This is a genomic window from Breznakiella homolactica, from assembly GCF_016616095.2.
Taxonomy (GTDB): domain Bacteria; phylum Spirochaetota; class Spirochaetia; order Treponematales; family Breznakiellaceae; genus Breznakiella; species Breznakiella homolactica.
On sequence record NZ_CP067089.2, the window covers coordinates 1,291,954 to 1,309,842 of the forward strand.

14 protein-coding genes are annotated in these 17,889 nt (G+C 53.9%); 4 read left to right on the plus strand and 10 right to left on the minus strand.

Annotation, left to right across the window (positions count from 1 at the left end):
- Positions 1 to 174: 174 nt before the first annotated feature.
- The 9 genes from JFL75_RS06000 to JFL75_RS06040 all read right to left on the minus strand — a co-directional run bounded on the left by JFL75_RS06000 (position 175) and on the right by JFL75_RS06040 (position 12,114).
- Positions 175 to 1,503, minus strand: coding sequence for a sulfatase family protein (locus JFL75_RS06000; RefSeq protein WP_215625781.1), 1,329 nt, complete (start codon positions 1,501 to 1,503; stop codon positions 175 to 177).
- Positions 1,500 to 3,845 carry a glycoside hydrolase family 65 protein gene (locus tag JFL75_RS06005; RefSeq protein ID WP_215625782.1) on the minus strand — a complete coding sequence of 782 codons (2,346 nt, stop codon included), beginning with the start codon at positions 3,843 to 3,845 and terminating at the stop codon, positions 1,500 to 1,502. The genes JFL75_RS06000 and JFL75_RS06005 overlap by 4 nt, the downstream gene beginning before the upstream one ends.
- Before the next feature lie 33 nt (positions 3,846 to 3,878).
- Entirely contained in the window at positions 3,879 to 4,718 is an 840-nt protein-coding gene (locus tag JFL75_RS06010) for a carbohydrate ABC transporter permease (protein WP_215625783.1), read from the minus strand.
- Complete coding sequence (locus JFL75_RS06015; RefSeq protein WP_215625784.1) at positions 4,715 to 5,596, minus strand: carbohydrate ABC transporter permease; 882 nt, start codon at positions 5,594 to 5,596, stop codon at positions 4,715 to 4,717. The genes JFL75_RS06010 and JFL75_RS06015 overlap by 4 nt, the downstream gene beginning before the upstream one ends.
- A 111-nt stretch (positions 5,597 to 5,707) precedes the next feature.
- Positions 5,708 to 6,955: an ABC transporter substrate-binding protein gene (locus JFL75_RS06020; protein ID WP_215625785.1), complete on the minus strand. Its 1,248-nt coding sequence runs from the start codon at positions 6,953 to 6,955 to the stop codon at positions 5,708 to 5,710.
- A 181-nt stretch (positions 6,956 to 7,136) separates the two neighbouring features.
- Positions 7,137 to 8,105 (minus strand): LacI family DNA-binding transcriptional regulator, encoded by a 969-nt coding sequence (locus tag JFL75_RS06025; protein ID WP_215625786.1) that lies wholly within the window; start codon positions 8,103 to 8,105, stop codon positions 7,137 to 7,139.
- Between the two features lie 435 nt (positions 8,106 to 8,540).
- Positions 8,541 to 10,094, minus strand: a complete 1,554-nt coding sequence (locus JFL75_RS06030) for a DUF4127 family protein (RefSeq protein WP_215625787.1) — start codon at positions 10,092 to 10,094, stop codon at positions 8,541 to 8,543.
- Positions 10,095 to 10,114: 20 nt separating this feature from the next.
- Positions 10,115 to 11,047 carry an N-acetylglucosamine kinase gene (locus JFL75_RS06035; protein ID WP_215625788.1) on the minus strand — a complete coding sequence of 311 codons (933 nt, stop codon included), beginning with the start codon at positions 11,045 to 11,047 and terminating at the stop codon, positions 10,115 to 10,117.
- The gene (locus JFL75_RS06040) at positions 11,047 to 12,114 is read right to left on the minus strand and encodes an SIS domain-containing protein (protein ID WP_215625789.1); all 1,068 of its coding nucleotides are present in this window, start codon (positions 12,112 to 12,114) and stop codon (positions 11,047 to 11,049) included. Before JFL75_RS06040 ends, JFL75_RS06035 begins: the two co-directional genes overlap by 1 nt.
- A gap of 123 nt (positions 12,115 to 12,237) precedes the next feature.
- On the opposite strand from JFL75_RS06040, the gene JFL75_RS06045 reads away from it, so the two are divergent.
- The gene (locus tag JFL75_RS06045) at positions 12,238 to 13,374 is read left to right on the plus strand and encodes an ROK family protein (protein ID WP_215625790.1); all 1,137 of its coding nucleotides are present in this window, start codon (positions 12,238 to 12,240) and stop codon (positions 13,372 to 13,374) included.
- A gap of 376 nt (positions 13,375 to 13,750) precedes the next feature.
- Here the strand turns inward: JFL75_RS06045 and JFL75_RS06050 are convergent, their stop codons facing one another.
- Positions 13,751 to 14,389, minus strand: a complete 639-nt coding sequence (locus JFL75_RS06050; protein WP_215625791.1) for a helix-turn-helix transcriptional regulator — start codon at positions 14,387 to 14,389, stop codon at positions 13,751 to 13,753.
- Positions 14,390 to 14,757: 368 nt separating this feature from the next.
- Here JFL75_RS06050 and JFL75_RS06055 point away from each other — a divergent pair, with 368 nt between their 5' ends.
- The 3 genes from JFL75_RS06055 (at position 14,758) to JFL75_RS06065 (ending at position 17,888) form a co-directional block, all read left to right on the plus strand.
- Positions 14,758 to 16,032: an ABC transporter substrate-binding protein gene (locus JFL75_RS06055; protein ID WP_215625792.1), complete on the plus strand. Its 1,275-nt coding sequence runs from the start codon at positions 14,758 to 14,760 to the stop codon at positions 16,030 to 16,032.
- A gap of 73 nt (positions 16,033 to 16,105) precedes the next feature.
- Positions 16,106 to 17,038 carry a carbohydrate ABC transporter permease gene (locus JFL75_RS06060; RefSeq protein WP_215625793.1) on the plus strand — a complete coding sequence of 311 codons (933 nt, stop codon included), beginning with the start codon at positions 16,106 to 16,108 and terminating at the stop codon, positions 17,036 to 17,038.
- A 1-nt stretch (position 17,039) separates the two neighbouring features.
- Positions 17,040 to 17,888, plus strand: coding sequence for a carbohydrate ABC transporter permease (locus JFL75_RS06065; RefSeq protein WP_215625794.1), 849 nt, complete (start codon positions 17,040 to 17,042; stop codon positions 17,886 to 17,888).
- Position 17,889 lies beyond the last annotated feature (1 nt).

The following is a 17,889-nucleotide window of genomic DNA, read 5'->3' on the forward strand; positions in this document are numbered from 1 at the left end:
CTGCCTGACAGAGAGGGCGGCTCCCCCTGCGCTCCAGCCTTGCCGCGTTATATGTGGTGGAGTTTTGCTCCGCAAAACTCCTAAAAGACTTGGCGCCGTAAGCGGCAAGTCTTACGCTGCCCCCACTTCGGGTTCCCGGGTGATTGAGGGCACTTCCGGCAGTGAACCGGTCCCTCAGGTTTCCTGGGTAAAGATATCCTCTTCCCGCAGACTCTCCGGGTCGGCGCAGGCCAGGGTGTTTACGAAAGCCCCCTTGGGAAGCGGCACAGGGCCTTTCCTGAGGGGGTCATCGGTTTCTTCCATAAAATGGTCCAGCATATCCGAAAGTTCTTTTCTGACCGCGGTGTACTGTCCGTCATGGACCCGGTTCTGCCGCTCATTGGGATCAAGGTCAAGATCAAAGAGCTGCTCCTGGTCTATGGCCATCTCCGCCAGGCCGGCGGAAAGCATATACTCCTTGGAGGGGCTGTTGTCAATATTCGCAAGCACCGGCACCGTATGTTCCGGGTTAAAGCGCCTGATATATTTGTAGCGTTTCGTCCTGACCGCCCGCTGGGGATCATAGGATGCATGGTAGGTTACTTCCGCAAAAATACGGTCGTTGACTTCGTCGCTTTTATTTTCAAGAATCGGCAGCAGCGACTTTCCCTGGAGCCATTCCGGTTTCGGAACACCCAATAGGTCGCACACTGTGGGAAACACATCCAGATGGCTCGTCAGGCTATCCTTGGCTGCCCCCGCGCTGGGGTTACCCGGGTAGCGGATCATCAGGGCCGTCCCGATACCGCTGTCGTAGAGATTGCACTTCATAAAGGGAAAGGCAATGCCATGGTCCGTGGTGTAAAAAATCACCGAGTCTTTATCGAGCCCCAGCCGCCGGATTTCATCCAGGACCGAACCGAGAACGGTATCCGCTCTCCGGGCGGAGGTTAAAAACCCCTGCATATCTCCGCGGATTTCCGGACTGTTCGGCAGGGGATCCGGCGAGCGGAGGTACTTCCGGGAAAGATCGTCATCAAATTCCGTAAAAGGCCGGTGGGTATGTTCCAGACCAAAGGACAGGAAAAATGGTTTTGAATGGTTTTCCCGGAGGAACGAAATTGCCGATGCCGCGTTTGCCTCATCCCACTGGGTCGCGTTTTCCATTCCCGCTTTATCGGCGATATATACCCGGCTGTACCCGATCATACCGGCATCCGCCGCTTCGTGCTGCATCCCGCAGAGTACCGTCTCAAACCCGTTCCTGCCGAGATACTGGGCAAGGTGTTTCGTGTAATCGATACTGAATCCCCTGTGGGCCAGCCCCATCATGCCGCAGCTGTGGGGAACCATTCCCGTAAGCATCGCGCTGCGGCTGGGGGAACAGGTGGGGCCGCAGCAGTAGTTGTTCCGGAACAGCGCGGACTGGCCCGCAAGCTCACGGAGACGCGGGGTCGGGACCGCGTAGCCGTAGGGTTCGAGGTACCGTCCCGTATCATGGGTATGAAGGTAAATCAGATTCATAGTATTCCTATCCTTTCTTCCTTTGGAGCGGCGGTATCCGCCGGGTTCAGCGGAACCATCTGGGGATTATTTTCCGTAAGTTCCAGTGTCCTGCCCCAGCAGACCAGGGACATTTCCTTTCCCGTAAGAAGCGTCAGCAGAACGCCTTCCCCGGCAATGGCTACTTCAATAAGACACCGGCGGAACCGAAGCCTGAATTTGTAGGACTTCCATTTTCCGGGGAGCAGCGGCCGCAGTTCCAGCCTTCCGTCGTACTGCCGGACACCGGCAAATCCGTTGATAATACACATAACCGTTCCGGCCATGTTGGCGATGTGGACACCATCCTTGGTATTGCCCTTATGGTCATCCAGGTCCGTGCGGGCAGACCGCAGAAAATAATCATAGGCTTTATCGAGGTATCCGATCCTGCTGGCGACTATACTGTAGATACAGACTGACAGTGATGAATCATGGGTCGTAAGGGGTTCGTAATAATCAAAATCCCGTTTGATCTGATCATCGCTGATATACTGGTCAAGCATAAAGTCCGCCAGTACCGTATCGGCCTGTTTGAGCACCCGGTGGCGGTACAGCACCAGGGGATGGTAGTGGAGCAGCAGCGGATAGTGTTCCTTCGGTGTCCCGGAAAAATCCCAGTCCGCTTTATAGGCAAAACTGTCATCCTGCAGAAAGACTCCGCGCTTTTCATCATACGGAAAAAACATCGCGTCCCCTGCCCGCTTCCATTCCTGAGGCTCTTCCGGTCCGAGTCCGATTTTTTCGCGGAGTTCCGAAAGCCGCCGGGGATTTTTTTCTTCAAGTTTCGTGTAAATACTATGGGCGTACCACAGATTTTCCCGGGCGATCCGGTTGGTGTAGAAGTTGTTGTTGACTAAGGCGGTATACTCATCGGGACCGGTTACGCAGTTGATGCAGAACATGCCGTTCCTTTCTTCCGAATAATTTCCCAGATCCCTCCAGAACCGGGCGGTTTCAAACAGTATCTCCGCGCCGCACTCTTCCAGAAAACCAGCATCCCCGGTGACCTGAACGTAATTCTTTACCGCCACGGCAATGTCGCCGTTGATATGGTACTGGGCCGTTCCCGCCGGGAAGTACGCGGAACATTCCGCGCCGTTGATTGTCCGCCAGGCGAACAATGCCCCGTTTTTATGCCCCATCTCCCGGGCCCGTTCCCGGGCCGCCGGCAGGCATTGGTAACGGTATTCCAGAAGGTTTCGGCATATTTCGGGATTGGAGTAGAGGAACGACGGAATTACGTAGATTTCCGTGTCCCAGAAATAATGGCCTTCGTAGCCTTCTCCGGTAAGCCCCTTCGCGGCAACACTGCGGCAGCTGTCCTTCCCGACGGATTGTATCAGGTGGAAACTGTTGAATCTCAGGCCCTGCTGCAGATAGTCATCCCCGTTAATTTCGATCCCCGCGGTTTCCCAGTACCGGGAAAGGTAGGATTCATTTTCCGAAACCAGAACGTCAAAACCTTCCCGGGCCGCTGCTTCAGTTTCTCCGAGTACCGTTGTGAGCGGATCACCGTCACCGCCGCACAGACTGGTCTCGCCGCAGTAGGCTATGTACTTTTCAAATTCCACCGTACTTCCGGGAACACAGTCAAAGGCAAACGCCAGTTCAAGGGATTGTTCCCCGCAGGTATAGTCACAGCCGGATTCACCCGTTACCGTGTGGCCCGCGGCGCAGGCTACGGTCAGCCCGCTGCGGATTGTACGCTGGACGGCATGCAGAGTATTGCCGTTCCGGCCGGTTTCAATCCGCTCAAAACAATTCTCCGGGAGATGGGTTCCGATCCGGGGATCCTTATCGGCGTTCTGGTTGCTGGACTTCGTATCCAAAGCCGACATAATGGTGAGTTTTCCCGAAAAATCAATCGGTGTCACCGAAAAAGCAATGGCACCGCAGTGCTTCCGTACAAAGCTGACAACCCGGCGCACGGCGACCCGGATACTCTTTCCGCCACTGGCGGCAAACACAAAAGAACGGGACAGTACCCCTGTCCGGAAATCCAGTTCCCTATGGTATTCCCGGATTTTATCCGGATCCATCCGGACCGGTTCCCCATCCGCTTCCAGACGGATGGTTTTGGCATTCATTACGTTGAGCATGGTCTGCCCCTGCCCGGGATACCCATAGGCGGTTTCAGGGTATTTTATCGGAAAGGTTTCGTAAAACCCGTTGAGGTAACAGCCTTCCAGTGAATTTGGTACGCCGCCCTCCTCAAAGGTTCCCCGCCATCCGAAGTATCCGTTGCCCTGGGCAAAAAGAGACTCCTGTTTGCGGAGGTTAGATAGATCGAGCTCATGCTCTTCGAGTTTCCAAGTGTTCATAATATGCTGTATGCTCCGAATGTAATGATCGCGCTATTGCTTAATAGCTCCGCTGGAAACACCGGCGACGATATATTTTTGCGCTGCAATATAGAAGATAATCACCGGCAGTATGGTAAGGGTAAGCCCTGCCATAGCGAGGTTCCACTGGATGGTGTATTCACCGAAGAACGAATAAGTTGAAAGCGGGATAGTCCTGAGGTCTTTGCTGGAAAGCACCAGGGACGGCAGCAGAAAGTCGTTCCAGATATGGATAACCTGGAGAATCATGGCCGTCACCGTGGTAGTTTTAAGCATGGGGAAAACAATCCGCAGAAAAAGCTGCCAGGTGTTGCAGCCGTCTATGGTGGCGGCTTCTTCTATGGATACCGGGATAGATTTTATAAACCCATGGTACAGGAAGACGCACATGCCGACGCCGAACCCGATGTTCATGTAGATCAATCCGAAATGGCTGTTCAGGAAAGGGATACCGGTAGTATTTTTCAGGATTCCCATAAACTGCATCAGGGGCATCATGATGGACTGGAACGGAATAATCATGGTGGCGATAAAAATGTAAAAAACCACAGAGCCTATCTTTGAAGGTCTGCGTACCATTATCCACGCGGTGGCTGAGGTAAGGATAATAATAAAAACAATACTGAGAACCGTCACAAACAGAGAATTTGTCAGGGCACTCCCGAAATTCATTTTCTGCATGGCGGTCTGGTAATATTCAAAGGTCAGCGTCTTCGGCAGTCCCAGGGGATTAAGACTGATCTCCGCCCGGTTTTTGAACGAGTTAACAATAACAACGTAAAACGGAGACAGGTACAGCAGCGCCGCGAGAAATAACAATATGGAGCAGATAATGTTTGTTCGCTTTTTCACATTACCACCTCCCGGCGTTTGTTAAAATATGTCTGAACCAGGGTAATAACCGCCACGAACACAAAAAACACAATGGCCTTTGCCTGTCCGTATCCGTAATTGCCGATGGTGAAGATTTCATTGTAAATGTTGATGGCAAACATTTCCGTTGAGGAAAAAGGCCCGCCCGCTGTAAGGGATAAGTTGACATCGTAAATTTTGAATGAATTGGAAAGGGTCATAAAGGTTGTAACCGTGATGGCGGGCATCAGCAGGGGAACCGTGATACTGCGGAACCGCTGCCATCCGGTGGCGCCGTCGACACTGGCGGCTTCCAGGAGATCCATGGGAATGCCCTGCAAACCCGCGATGTAGATTATCATAATGTAGCCGGCCATTTTCCAGGTATTGACGATCACCAGAGCAGCCATGGCCGAAGCCGGCTGCAGGAGCCAGTTAAAAAATATTTTTTCAAGGCCGAGCAGCTCCCCGATGGCGGGGAATGGTCTGGCAAAAACAAATTTCCAGATAAATCCCAAAAGCAGTCCGCCGATAAGATAGGGCGCGAAAAACATTGCCCGGGCGGCATTGCGGGTACGGAGATTGGTGGTCACCACCAGCGCGAGCAGGAGCCCCAGAAGATTCGTGGAAAGGACACTGAAAAAGGTAAAAACCAGGGTATGCATACCGGAGCGCCAAAAACGCGCATCCGAGAAAATGCGGATATAATTGCCGATACCGTTCCATATCTTCGGATTGGCGGGTATACCGTCCCAGGTAAAAAAAGAATATCCGATACCGATTATGAACGGAATAATCACCACCGTGATAAAAATAAGAACCGTTGCCGCCGGTATGATCAAAAATGAATAATAGGCAATATTTTTCTGGACCCTCATACGTACCCTTTCTGTTTTCCGGGAAGCACCCCAGGCGGTGGTGTCCCGGGAATCCGGTCAGAACGGTTTCCGCCCCGGCTGCCGCGGCGGAGACCGTTACCTTTTTTACAATTACTTCGCCGCTCCTTCAACCCAGGCCTTATCCAGTTCTTCCAGGAAACGCTGACCCGTCATGGATGTATCGGAGAAGAATTTCTGGGCAGTGGGAAGAATATGGGTATTGATAAGCCCTTCCGGCCAGTCACGGTAGGTCCAGGGCAGGGTTTTTCCGCTCCGGGTGTATTCATGTACCACAGTGGAAAGAGGATCAAGTCCCGATACCGGTACACTCTTGAGGGCGGGAATGAAGTTGAATTCATTGGCGATATAATGATGCCCCCGCTCGCTGGTAAAGAACCACTCAAAGAATTTAAGGGCTTCGGTGATTTCTTCCTGGCTGCGGTCCTTGTTGATACACCACGCGTTGGGCATACCTACGGACAGCTTATCGTTGCCCATAAGCGGAAGCGGCGCGATGGACATATCAAAGGTAACACCGTAGTCGGCGAACATACCCCAGACCCAGTTTCCCTGGTGGATCATCGCGGTTTTGCCGGTGGCAAAATTCGCGATCTGATCATCATAGGTAACTCCCATGGGATTGGCGGTATTGGCCCGGATAACTTCCATAAACCGCGCCCATTCCTGGAACTCCGGGGTCGCCGCCATTTTCACCTCACCCTTGTTGAGTTTGGCGATATAATCAAGATAATTATCCTGCATGGCAAAGGGAACATTGAGGATGTGGCCCACCAGGAAGTAGGCTTTGTCGGACATCTGAACCGGGTCAACGCCGGAAGCCTTGAGGGACGCGGCATAGGACCTGAAACTGTTAAAATCGGTCATCCGTGAAGGATCCACAAGTTTCTTGTTGTAGATCAGTCCGTATCCTTCAACACTGTAGGGTACACCGAGAATCTTTCCGTCATACACCAGTGCCTGGTTATCCGCAATGTCCGAAATATAAGGCTGCCCCGAAAGATCATACAGATACGAATGGAGCCGTTCCAGCCGTCCGCCGGGGGAAACATTGAAAATAGTAGGACCCTGGCCGCTGGTGAGCTTGCCTACCAGGGTATCCATATAGTTGTCCCCCGAAGCGCCGAGCACTTCAACCTTTACGCCGGTCAGCTCGGTATACTCCTTAGCCATTGCTTCCAGCTGATCGACGATTTCTACCTTGCTCTGGAAAATCTGTACGGTTACGTTGCTTCCGGCTTTTTTTCCGGACGACGACGAACCGCTGTTGCCGCATCCGGTAAACGCGGACAAGGCCAGTATTCCAATTAGTGCCAAGGAAAAAATATTTCTGCTGTTCATCCCATATCCTCCTTATTGATCATGGATTGGATGTAGATAGGAACGTTTAGTTAAACGTTAAACCCACGATACCATCGCATAGTACCGGTGTCAATCAATTTTTTTTGAAAAAAAACGAATATTTCTGGGCTTATTGCAGATTTTAAAAAAAATGTATTATTGCAAGTTAAACGTTTTACATCTAACGGGTCGAACGGCCCCATACCACCGGCGCCTTAATTTTTCGCTCCATGGCAGGCATTCCTTCGTTCATCATTTTTACCAGTGTCTCCGCAGCCAGATACCCCATCTCGTAACGGGGAATCGCGGCGGTGGTAAGGTACCCGTCGGGCAGTTCCGACATGTGGTCACCGTCAAAACCCGATACCGCCACCCGTTTAGGCACGTCCACATCGAATTCCCGAAAAGCCTGGACAACTCCCGCGGCCATATTATCGTTGGCGCATACCACCACATCCGGGAGATTCCCCCCCATGGCCATAATATTTCCCGCCCGTATGCCGCTCTGAACGGAATAATCCCCCTGGTAATAATTGTCCGGGGTAAAGGCAATACGGTTGGTTTTAAGGACAGCCTTGAAGGCTTCGTAGCGTTCCACATGGTCCGGGGTATTTTCAATGCCGCCGAGGTAATTAAATCTGCGGTACCCCTTTTGAACCAGGCGCTTGGTCAGTTCCTCCATACTGGCGCGGTTATCGGTTACCACCGAACTGACTTTGGGAGAATCCAGGATGCGGTCCATCACCACAAGGTTCATGTCCTGGCTGGCGGCGTCCAGAATCTGCCGGTCGTTGATGCTTTTATCCAGGACAATGGCCCCGTCAACAAAACCGTTCCTGAGGAAACTGTTGATGGCCGAGTGGGTACAGATAATCATACCGATATGATGTTCATGGAGACAGTCGTTGATACCGTTGATAATTTTCAGGTAAAAACTCCGTTCAAAATCGCTGAAGCAGAACATGGCGGTATTGGTTTTACCGGACTTGAGGTTCCGGGCCATAATGTTGGGATGGTAATCCATTTCCCTGCAGAGGCTGAGTATTTTTTCACGTGTTTCCGGCCCAACATTGGCTTTTCCGTTGAGAACATTGGAAACGGTCGTTACCGATACGTTTGCGGCCTTGGCAATGTCCTTGATGTTTGCCAACCAGCGCCTCCTTCCGGTTGCCCTGTTTTTCAAAATGTAGATCAATACCGCGGTAAAATCAATACGGGGGGAGCACCGGGTCTGACAAGCCGGAAAGCACCCGTGGGTACCAGGTCCGCGGGGCCCGGCACGGGAAAGCGGGTATGGCGGTGCGTCGGCCTGCGGCCTCGAAAACCGCTCATACCCGCTTTCCCGTGCCACCCGGCGCTGCCATTACGGCGGGCGCTTTCCGGCTTAACCGGCTCGGTGCAGCCCCTTCCATGGGGGGCTGCTCCCCCTCGCTCCAGCCTTGCCGTACCGCCTCTGGAGTTTTGCGGAGCAAAACTCCTAAAAGACTTGACGCCGCAGGGGGCAAGTCTTACGCTACCCCCACTTCTGGTTTCCCGGTGATAAGACGGTACGGATACGGTCGGCCAGTCAGGACAGCGTGTCCTTTTAGCGCGGCCCATCTGTCCGGGTAAGGGTAAGGCGGATCTCAAACATCCGGTTCCAGGGCATTTCCGCTGAAATATCCCAGGGAACGGCCGCGAAGTTTTCTCCGGCAAAAGCCCGGAGGCGGCGGGTCGCTTCCTCCGCGATGGCAGCGCCCTTTCCATCAAGATCCCGGACCGTGACAGACGGCCCGAAGTCCCCGGTGTTTATCAGATCAATGATATCCTGCCGGACCTGGGTCATGTATCCCCAGTCTTCGATATACCGGGAAAACCGGAATTTATCGGAAAGTTCCTGTACGGCGCCGGTGAAGCTCCCCTGTTTTCTGGCAATGCAGACGGCTGCTGCGTGGGCCACCGCGGTTCCCATGGCGTTGGATGACGTATTCCATCCGGAATAGCCATGGATCGCGCCGAGCAAATTCTGCTCCTTGAGAAAAACCATCAGGCATTGGTCGGCCCCGTCCGGTACGGCGCAGTCCGCCACGGCGCATACCGATCCGGCGGCGAGGAAATCTTTGATGCGGTCCATGAACGCGGGGAGATTGCGTTCCGGCTCCATGTACAGCTTCCGCCGGTCCAGCTCGAATTTTATCCGGTTGCTGAAAGCCGTGGGCGGATTGACCATCAGGGCAATGTCGGCTTCCCCGGGATGCTTCGCGGAAGAAGCCCCGGCGGTCCGGATATGGTGCGGGACGGTCTCACCGATGGTCCGGTCCTCATAGGGAGGTATTGTAAGTTTGCCGGTATTGGAGGAATACTCCACCCAGAATTTCGGGGAAACATTCGCCGTATCGCATAAAGCCCGGGCAATCAGGGTACATCCCATTTCATCAGCCCCGGGATACATGGATATTTTTGAAAGCATCACGAGTTCCGCGGCCTTAAGGGCCAGGCGCCGCCGTTCCGCCGGAGCGAAACCGTATTCCGCGCAGTCGTCCAGGGGAATTACCAGATGGTCGATGATTCCCCGGGAAGCCAGGTCGATGGTCCCGGTGTTGGTCAGGAAGTTAATTTCCCTGCGGGCGAGAAAATCCTCAAGGAAATTCCCCGGAACCCGGCGGAGGATGTCCTCCTTTTCCGAGAGTTCCGAAGGCGCCGCTGCGCCGGAGTTTTCCTTGTCGGAAATAACCCCATACCGGAAAATATCGTAACCGTGGTGCTCATAGTAATCCGGTTCCTCACCGCTGCCGTTCCGCGCGGGAGCGCGGGTGATAAGCTGGAAAGCGTAAACCCTGAGTCCGGGATTCTGTCCCTTAAGCTCCCCGAGACGGTTCGCCCGGCGGGCGCATTCCTCCGCAGTGCTATGGTGAAGCCGGGACGGCACTATCCCCCCGTAGCAGAGGAGATCCATGGATACCACCGCGTGGCTTGCGGACCGGGATTCCCGGAGCAGCCATTCCCAGAGGGCCTCCGTATCCGCCGGTATTTTATAGTTCCCCATTATTTCCATCGGAGGGACAGTGATTTCCGCCCCGCCGATCCGGGCAACTGTCTGCGGGTAATCATAGTTGCAGGGCCGCTCATCCAAAGGCAGATATACAATCCTGGGGTTCATATTGAATTCTCCGATCAGTTTCAGCCGTTTTTTTTCAGCCGGTCCAGGGCCAGTTCCGCCGCGCCCTGGGCCGCGCTTTTTGACGGAAGAATTACCGCCGCCCGGGGAAACCGCTGCCCTATGAGCCCGGTAAAAATCTCCCGGTGGCGGCGGCTGTTCACGATATTGCTCCCCCAGATTCCGATTTTAAAATCCGGTTCAGCATCGAGCTGCAGCATGGTGACAATGGTTTCCGCAAGCTTGAATATCTCATGGGCCGCTTTGGTGATAATCTCGGCGGCATAGGGATCTCCGGCATCGGCGGCTTTGTCCACAAGAGCGCCGAGTTTTGGCTCCCGCCACGGGGGCGTACCGATGGCAACCGCCAGATCCATGAGTTCCTTGTGGGTATGGACATTGGTCTCGGCGGACACGAGTTCCGCCAGAGGACCCCGCTCCGCGGCGCCGTCGAGACAGTTCCCCAGGTGGCGCAGAGCCATGCGGGAAACCCAGGATCCCGATCCTTCCTCGCCCATAATTGAAAAAAGCCACCCCCCCGTCCGGGCGCTCCGGCCGTCGGAGCTGCGGCCGAATGCTATGGACCCGGTGCCGGATATCACCAGAGCCCCCACCCCGCCGGTAACGGTGTGGTGGGCGAGCTCCGCGTCGTTGATACAGTAAACCGGACAGCTGAACCCCGCAAGGCTTTCATAGGCCTCAATGAGTATGGCTTCGTCTTCCTTGCTGTCCAGTCCGGTGGTTCCGCAGACAATATAGCGGCAGTCTTCCCGCCGGCCGCCGAAGGTTTCAAGGCACCGGTCGATATTTTCGTTAATGCCGCGGACCATTTCTTCCCGGGGAAAATAGTAATGGCTGCAGGTTCCGCCGGAATATTCCCCCAGTTTTTGTCCGTTTTCATCCACCGCAAGCACCCGGTAATGGGTGCCGCCGCTGTCAATCCCAAGCACGTACATCAGATTCCCCCTGCGAATTTGATATTCAGGGCGGAATCCAGCGCCTTGTACACCTTCGAGCCGTTATCTTCGATACCCAGAACTGCCGGAAGTTTCGCCCCCATAATCTGGCAGGGAAGAATGAGTTCAAAGGGTTCGGTGTACCACCGGCCTGACAGCGCGAGGCCGCAGTCCCGTTTGTCTCCGCCCAAACTCCCCGCGGTAAAAACCAGGGGCGAAATTCCCCGGTGGAATTCCACGAGCCGGTTCATCCGGTTAAAGGCGCCGTCTCCTGATTCCGGCAGCAGGTAAATTCCCGCCATTCTATCGTCCAGGGCACAGATCGGCCCGTGGAGGTATTCCTCGAATTCATAGGCGGCCGCGGGAACCAGCATGGTCTCGAGAATTTTCAAAGCCCCTTCCTGGGCAACCGGAAAGGCTGTGGTCCGGGCGACCACAAAACATTTTTCAATCTTTTTTAAGGACTCCAGGTTTTCGGAAAGCCAGGTTTCACAGCGCCGGATGTTTCCTTCCATATTTTCCACCGCTGTTTCCAGAACTCCGATATAGGAGCGGTATTCTTCCCCGGAAATACGGCCCAGGGCCAGGGCCGTTTCGAGGGCCAGGAGATACAAGGTCATAACCGTGGCGGTATAGCCCTTGGTTTTCGGGCCCGCGGTTTCCGGACCGCAGCCGATTGAAACATGGGGATGGATTTCGTTTATCCGGCATTCCTTCTGTCCGGTGAGCGCCAGGGAATGAATACCCTTCCATTGCTCTATCGCGGAAATCGTATTGTTGGAATTGCCTCCCTGGGATACGAACAAAGCAAAGGGCGAATTGCCGTATACCCGGGGCAGCAGCGTCGGAGGCGCGACACGGACTTCCGTCCCCAGGAGTTCTTCCATAAAGGGCACCGCCATGGCCGCGGCGTTGTTTGATGTCCCGCTGGCCACAAGGTAGAGCCGGTCCGGGCTGCCGCGCTTCCACTCCTCCGTAAAGCGCAGCGTATTTTCTTTGCGGTCCCCCAGAATCGACCGCAGCACCCGGGGCTGTTCCGTGATATAGTCCGTCATTGTCCCTGCCATATATTCCTCCGATATTTACTAAATAAACTTTACTAAGTAATCAATATGACCTATACTCTACCACAGGGACACCGGTTATGCAATCTCAAATTGCAGCGGTTTCCCCGCGGAAAGGAGCAGCCCATGGGACGATACCTCCCGGAATACCTCAAATCCCAAAACCGCAGATTGGTCTTTGATATTCTTTCCCGGGAACGGGAAATTTCCCGGGCCGGTATCGTCCGCATCACGGGAATGAGTTTTCCCACCGTAAGCAAGGCCGCGGATTACCTGATTGAAAAGGGAATCGCCATAGAAACCGAAGAGGAGTCCCCTCCGGAAGGCGGAATCGGCCGCAGGAGCAGACCTATCCGGTTTAACCCCGACGCGTACTGCGCGGTGGGAATGGATTTTGAGGGAAGCACCGCCGAAATCGGGGTCGTTAATATGGCCGGAGAACTCCTCTCCCGGGAACGGTTCCCTTTTTCCGATTTCAGGGATAAAAAAGCCCTGTCCGCTCTGGGAAGCCGGGCGAAGGCGCTGGCCCGGAAGAAAAAAACCCGGGTCCTGGGAGCCGGGATCGGGTTCCCCTCAAACGTAAATCCCGGCACCCGCCGGATTGTAAGCTTCGGGACCCTCGGTATACATGAGCCTGTTTCCTTCGACGAACTTTTTTCACCGCTGATAAAAAATCTTTCCATGCCATTTTTTGTTGAGAACGATGTTAACCTTGCCGCCAAGGGAGAGCTCTTCTGCCGGGGAACCGAGGCGGCCCGGTCCAGCCTGGTGTACATGACCCTGGGAACGGGGTTTGGGGCGGGAATAATACTGGAGGGCCGGCTCTGGCAGGGGCAGAACCATAAAGCCGGGGAGATCGGCAACACCCTGGCGGTACCCGCGGGAAAAGCGCCGCCGATCCCCCTGGAAAATCTCATCAGCGCAGGAGCCATTAACCGGAAATTCAACGTCACAGTCGAAGACCAACCTCTGGAGGACGAAAGATTGAAAAAACGGATCATCGTCTATCTCCTGCCCTACCTGACCGCGGCCCTGTACAATTTCGTGTATCTATATGATATAGAACAGTTCGTATTTTCCGGCTCCGTCCCGCGCTTTCTGGGTTCCGGGCTGTACACGGCTCTGGAAAGAGAACTGTCGTTTCTGATGAATACCCGGGGCAGAAGCATCTCCATTGTTCCGCCCTCCAGCGAAAGCCCGGTCGTAACCGGCGGCGCTTCCATGGTTTTTGAGAAGATGCTTCTGGACCAGTTTCAGGGGTGACACCGGGTGCCTGCACTGTACATGGTAATACGGCGCCTTTCCGGGCTTAGGTAATTGGCCTTAATAGACGGGAGAGACGGCAAAACCGCGGGATCCGAAGTGGGGGTGATGGAAGCCCCCGGAGCGGAAAAACGGAACGTTTTGCCGCGAGGAGGCTGGAATCAGGGGGAGCAGCCCTCCGCAAAGGGCAGCACCGAGCCGGTTAAGCCGGAAAGTACCCGTCGTACCGGGAATGCCCGGTGGCGCGCAAAAAAGGGGATGAGCGACTTTGGAGGCCGGAGGCCGAGACAGGAGCCCATCCCCTTTTTTGAGTGACAGGCCCCGCGGACCCGCTATACACGGGTACTTTCAGGATTGGAAGACTCGATGCTCCCCCTCACCCCGCTTTCCCCCGGATAGCCTCGAGATCGCTGTACAGAGTGAATTTGCTGATCCCCAGAACCTCACAGATCTTGATACTCGATTTTGAAATCTGGAAAGCCCCTTTTTCGTCAAGATAATTCAGGAAGGTGATCCGTTCGTCCTTGTTCATTTCCTTCGGATCCTTCCCCACCAGGGACTGGGCCTGCTGGATGAGATAATCCAGAAGTTTGTTTACATCCTGGGCAAAGAACTCGCCCTGGGATGATTCAAAATGGTTGTACTTCCTGAGGAACCCTTCCATCTTGAGGGTCTCGGTAATATCGAGGTTGATACAGATAGAAGCGATCACCGTTCCTTCGTCGTTTTTGATGTAAATCGAAGAAGACCGCAGAATTTTCCCGTCGGCGGTGGTGGTCACGTAATTAAAGCGGTCGCCGTCCACGACACTCCCGTTGAGCACCTCCAGACCGAGGTTGCTTCCGCAGCCGCCCACCACCCGGTTGGTGATATGGCCGTTCCTGATATCCACTATGGTATGGTTATAGTCTTTTGTTAAGTCATGCAGGACAACTTCGCAGCTGCCGCCGAACTGCGCGGAGATCAGTGTAAGCAGCTGGTCCAGTAATTTGCCCTCATCTTCAAGCCGCTTCATAGGCAGAGCCTCCTTTCCGCATACAGCCATGGGCTGAAAGTTTTACGGCAGAAAAAACCCGAAGTACTCCGGGCAGCGTATTTTCTGTTCATATATTTATTATCACAAATTCGGTAAAAAATAAAGCCTTAATTTCAAAAAACCTGACAATTTTTCATAAAATAACATACAAAAAAGATTTTTATTCATATTTTCGTTGACAGCTTAAAAAAACCATGGTAATTTGCATTGAATTACAGGGGTTTTGCCGTCTTTTTCTCAGAAAAACGCGGCGAAAGACCTGACAAATTATCAGGTAAGTAACGGCAATCCCAGGGCTGTACAGTGCCCTGAAAAATCATTGGGTCCTAATAAGTAAGGAGGTTTCCATGAAAAAAATCATAACCGGTGCACTGGTTATTCTTATGGCGGCGGCAATGTTCACCGCCTGTTCCGGCCGCAGCAGCAGCTCCGGCGACAATAAGGACGTTACCTTCTGGTACGCCTACAAAGGGGACGAAGCGGTGGCTTTTGAAAACGCCATTGCCAAGTATAACGAAAGCCAGAGCAACTACGTTGTCCAGGGCCTGAGCGTCACGGACCAGCAGAAACTGATCGTGGCCCTGGCGAGCAACGAGGCGCCGGACGCGTTCACCCTGTCGAACCAGGACGTGATCAACTTCCAGACCAACGGTCTGCTCCAGGGTCTGAAACCCTACATCGACAAGGACCGATACGATATGAGTATCTATTCCGACAAATCCCTGGAAGCCAACAGCGTCGGCGGCGAAGCATTTGCCCTGCCCCTGAGCGGCTACACGATCCAGATGTTCTACAACAAGGATATTCTGAAGGAAATCGGCTACGATGAACCGCCGGCTACCATGGAAGAGATGTATGAAATGGCGGTAAAAGCCACCCAGACCGACCGGAACGGGAACATCACCCGCCTGGGTTACCCTCTGTTCCCCCTGGCTTCCGCCCGGCAGGAACTGATCTACGGATTCGGCGGCCGCTGGTGGGCCGATGACGGCAAGACCCTTACCCCGGAAAATCCCCACAACATTGAAAGTCTGAAAATGAATGTCCAGTACCGGAACCTCTACGGCATTGAGAAGGTCCAGGCCTTTGTGGCCACCGCCAATACGAACCGGTACACCGCCCAGGACATGTTCTTTGCCGGCAAGCAGCTGTTCCGGCTGGATGGTTCCTGGCTGCCCACCATGATGCAGAACTTCAACTCCACCGTAAATTACGGCATTGCCCTGGTTCCCGGAACGAAAGCCAATCCCCAGAACCGCGGCGTCAGCCGGTTTGAGACATCCAGCGTCTCAATTCCCATCACCGCGAAGAACAAGGACGGCGCATGGGATTTCATCAAATGGCTCAGCAACACCGAGGGCAACAAAATCCTGCTCCAGGGGATCGGCAACCTCCCCGCGCTCAAATCCCTGTACACCGATCCCGAGATTCTCGCGAAGCCCGGCTTCCCGGAATTCATCGATGCCCTGGAACTTGAAAAGGGAATCCAGTATCCCCAGATCGCTGACTTTGCCAAATACGTGTCCCTGATCAACGAACACCTGGATTACGTGTACGCCGGAATGCAGACCCCCGAGAAGGCCATGGAAAATCTGGCCAAGCAGTCGGCTAACCTGAAATAACCGCACATTGTTTTTCTTCTGCCGGCGGAGTCCTTCCGCCGGCAGTGTTTCTATTTACGCAATAGGAGGAACCATGAGTAAATTCCGTTTGAGTGAGAATGCCCGGAATACGAGAAATGGCCTGCTGTTCGCCCTGCCGTGGATCATCGGTTTTCTCGCCTTCAGCGTGTACCCGCTGGCGGCTTCATTGTATTACAGCTTTACCGAATTCAACCCGGTGCGGCCGCCGGTTTGGGTCGGGCTGGATAACTTCAAAGATATTTTCAGCGATCCCCTGGTATTCAAAAGTCTGGGCAATACCCTCTTCATGGCCTTCGTTTCAACGCCGATCAATCTCTTTGTGGCGGTTCTCCTGGCCAGCATCGTGAGCAAAAAGTTTAAAGGCAGAGGGCTGGTGCGGACGTTTTTTTTCCTGCCCTCGATCATTCCCATGGTGGCGGCCACCATGGTGTGGATATGGATGTTCGACCCGACCTACGGGTTTATCAATAATTTTCTTGCGATCTTTGGTATCAACGGTCCGTCATGGCTGATGGACCCCCGGTATACCAAATGGGCGCTCCTTCTCATGGGAACCTGGTGCACCGGCACGAGCATGCTGGTCTGTATGGCGGCCCTGCAGGAGGTTCCCAACAGCTACTATGAATCCGCCGAAATCGACGGAGCCAACGCGGTGCGGAAGTTTTTCAGCATTACCCTGCCGTCGGTGGCCCACGTTCTGGTGTACCAGGCGATACTCAACTTCATCAACGCCTTCCAGTATTTCCAGCAGGTATATGTCATCGTAAACGCCAGCCACGGCGGCGGCGGCCGGGGGGTAGCCAGCGGCGGTCCCGCGAATTCAATCCTGATGTACCCCCTGTACATTTTCCACAATGCCTTTACCTATATGAAGATGGGCAAAGCGTCGGCCATGGCCTGGCTGCTTTTTATTGTGGTGGCGCTTCTTACCGTAGTCATGACCAGGGTTACGAAAAAAGCTACGGAAAACGCGGGAGGTGAATAATATGACCTACAGAACTGGTTTTATGATCAAAAAATATACCGGCACCACCCTGTTTTTCCTTCTGGTGATTGCCCTGTGCCTCGTCTTTCTGTCGCCCTTCCTGGTCATGTTTACCACATCCTTTAAAACAAACAGCGACGCCTTTACCATTCCCGTAAAAATCTGGCCCCGCACCTGGGTGTTCGAGAATTACCCCGCCGCCCTGGCCCAGATTCCGTACCTCCGGTACATGCTGAACACGATCTACATCACGGTCCTTTCTATTCTGGGACAGGTCCTGGTGACTCCCATGGTGGCTTACTCACTTTCAAAAATACAGTGGAAGGGAAGCAAAATAATCTCCGGACTGCTCATGGCGACCATGATGATTCCCATAACGGTTACCATGATCCCGCTGTACCGGACCTACTCCATGCTGGGACTGACCAACAGCTACGTTCCCCTGATTCTGCCGACGTATTTCGGAAAAGCCTTCTATATAATAATAGTCCGTCAGTTCTTTAACGGGGTTCCCAATTCACTGATCGAGGCGGCCCGGATAGACGGGGCCAACGAACTCCAGCGGTATATCTTTATCGCCCTGCCCCTCTGCAAGCCGGTCCTGACCACCGTGGGAATCTACGCGTTCCTGGACGCCTGGTCGGATTACCTGATGCCTACGATTTATATTACCAAATCCGAGATGCTGACCCTCTCCCTGGGACTGCAGCAGTTCATGAATGAATACTCCGTGGACTGGGTCAGGCTCATGGCCGCGGCGGTCATGTTTGTCGTACCGGTCATCGTTTTCTTCGCGATCTTCCAGAAGAACTTTGTCCAGGGCATTGCCACCAGCGGACTGAAAGCGTAGT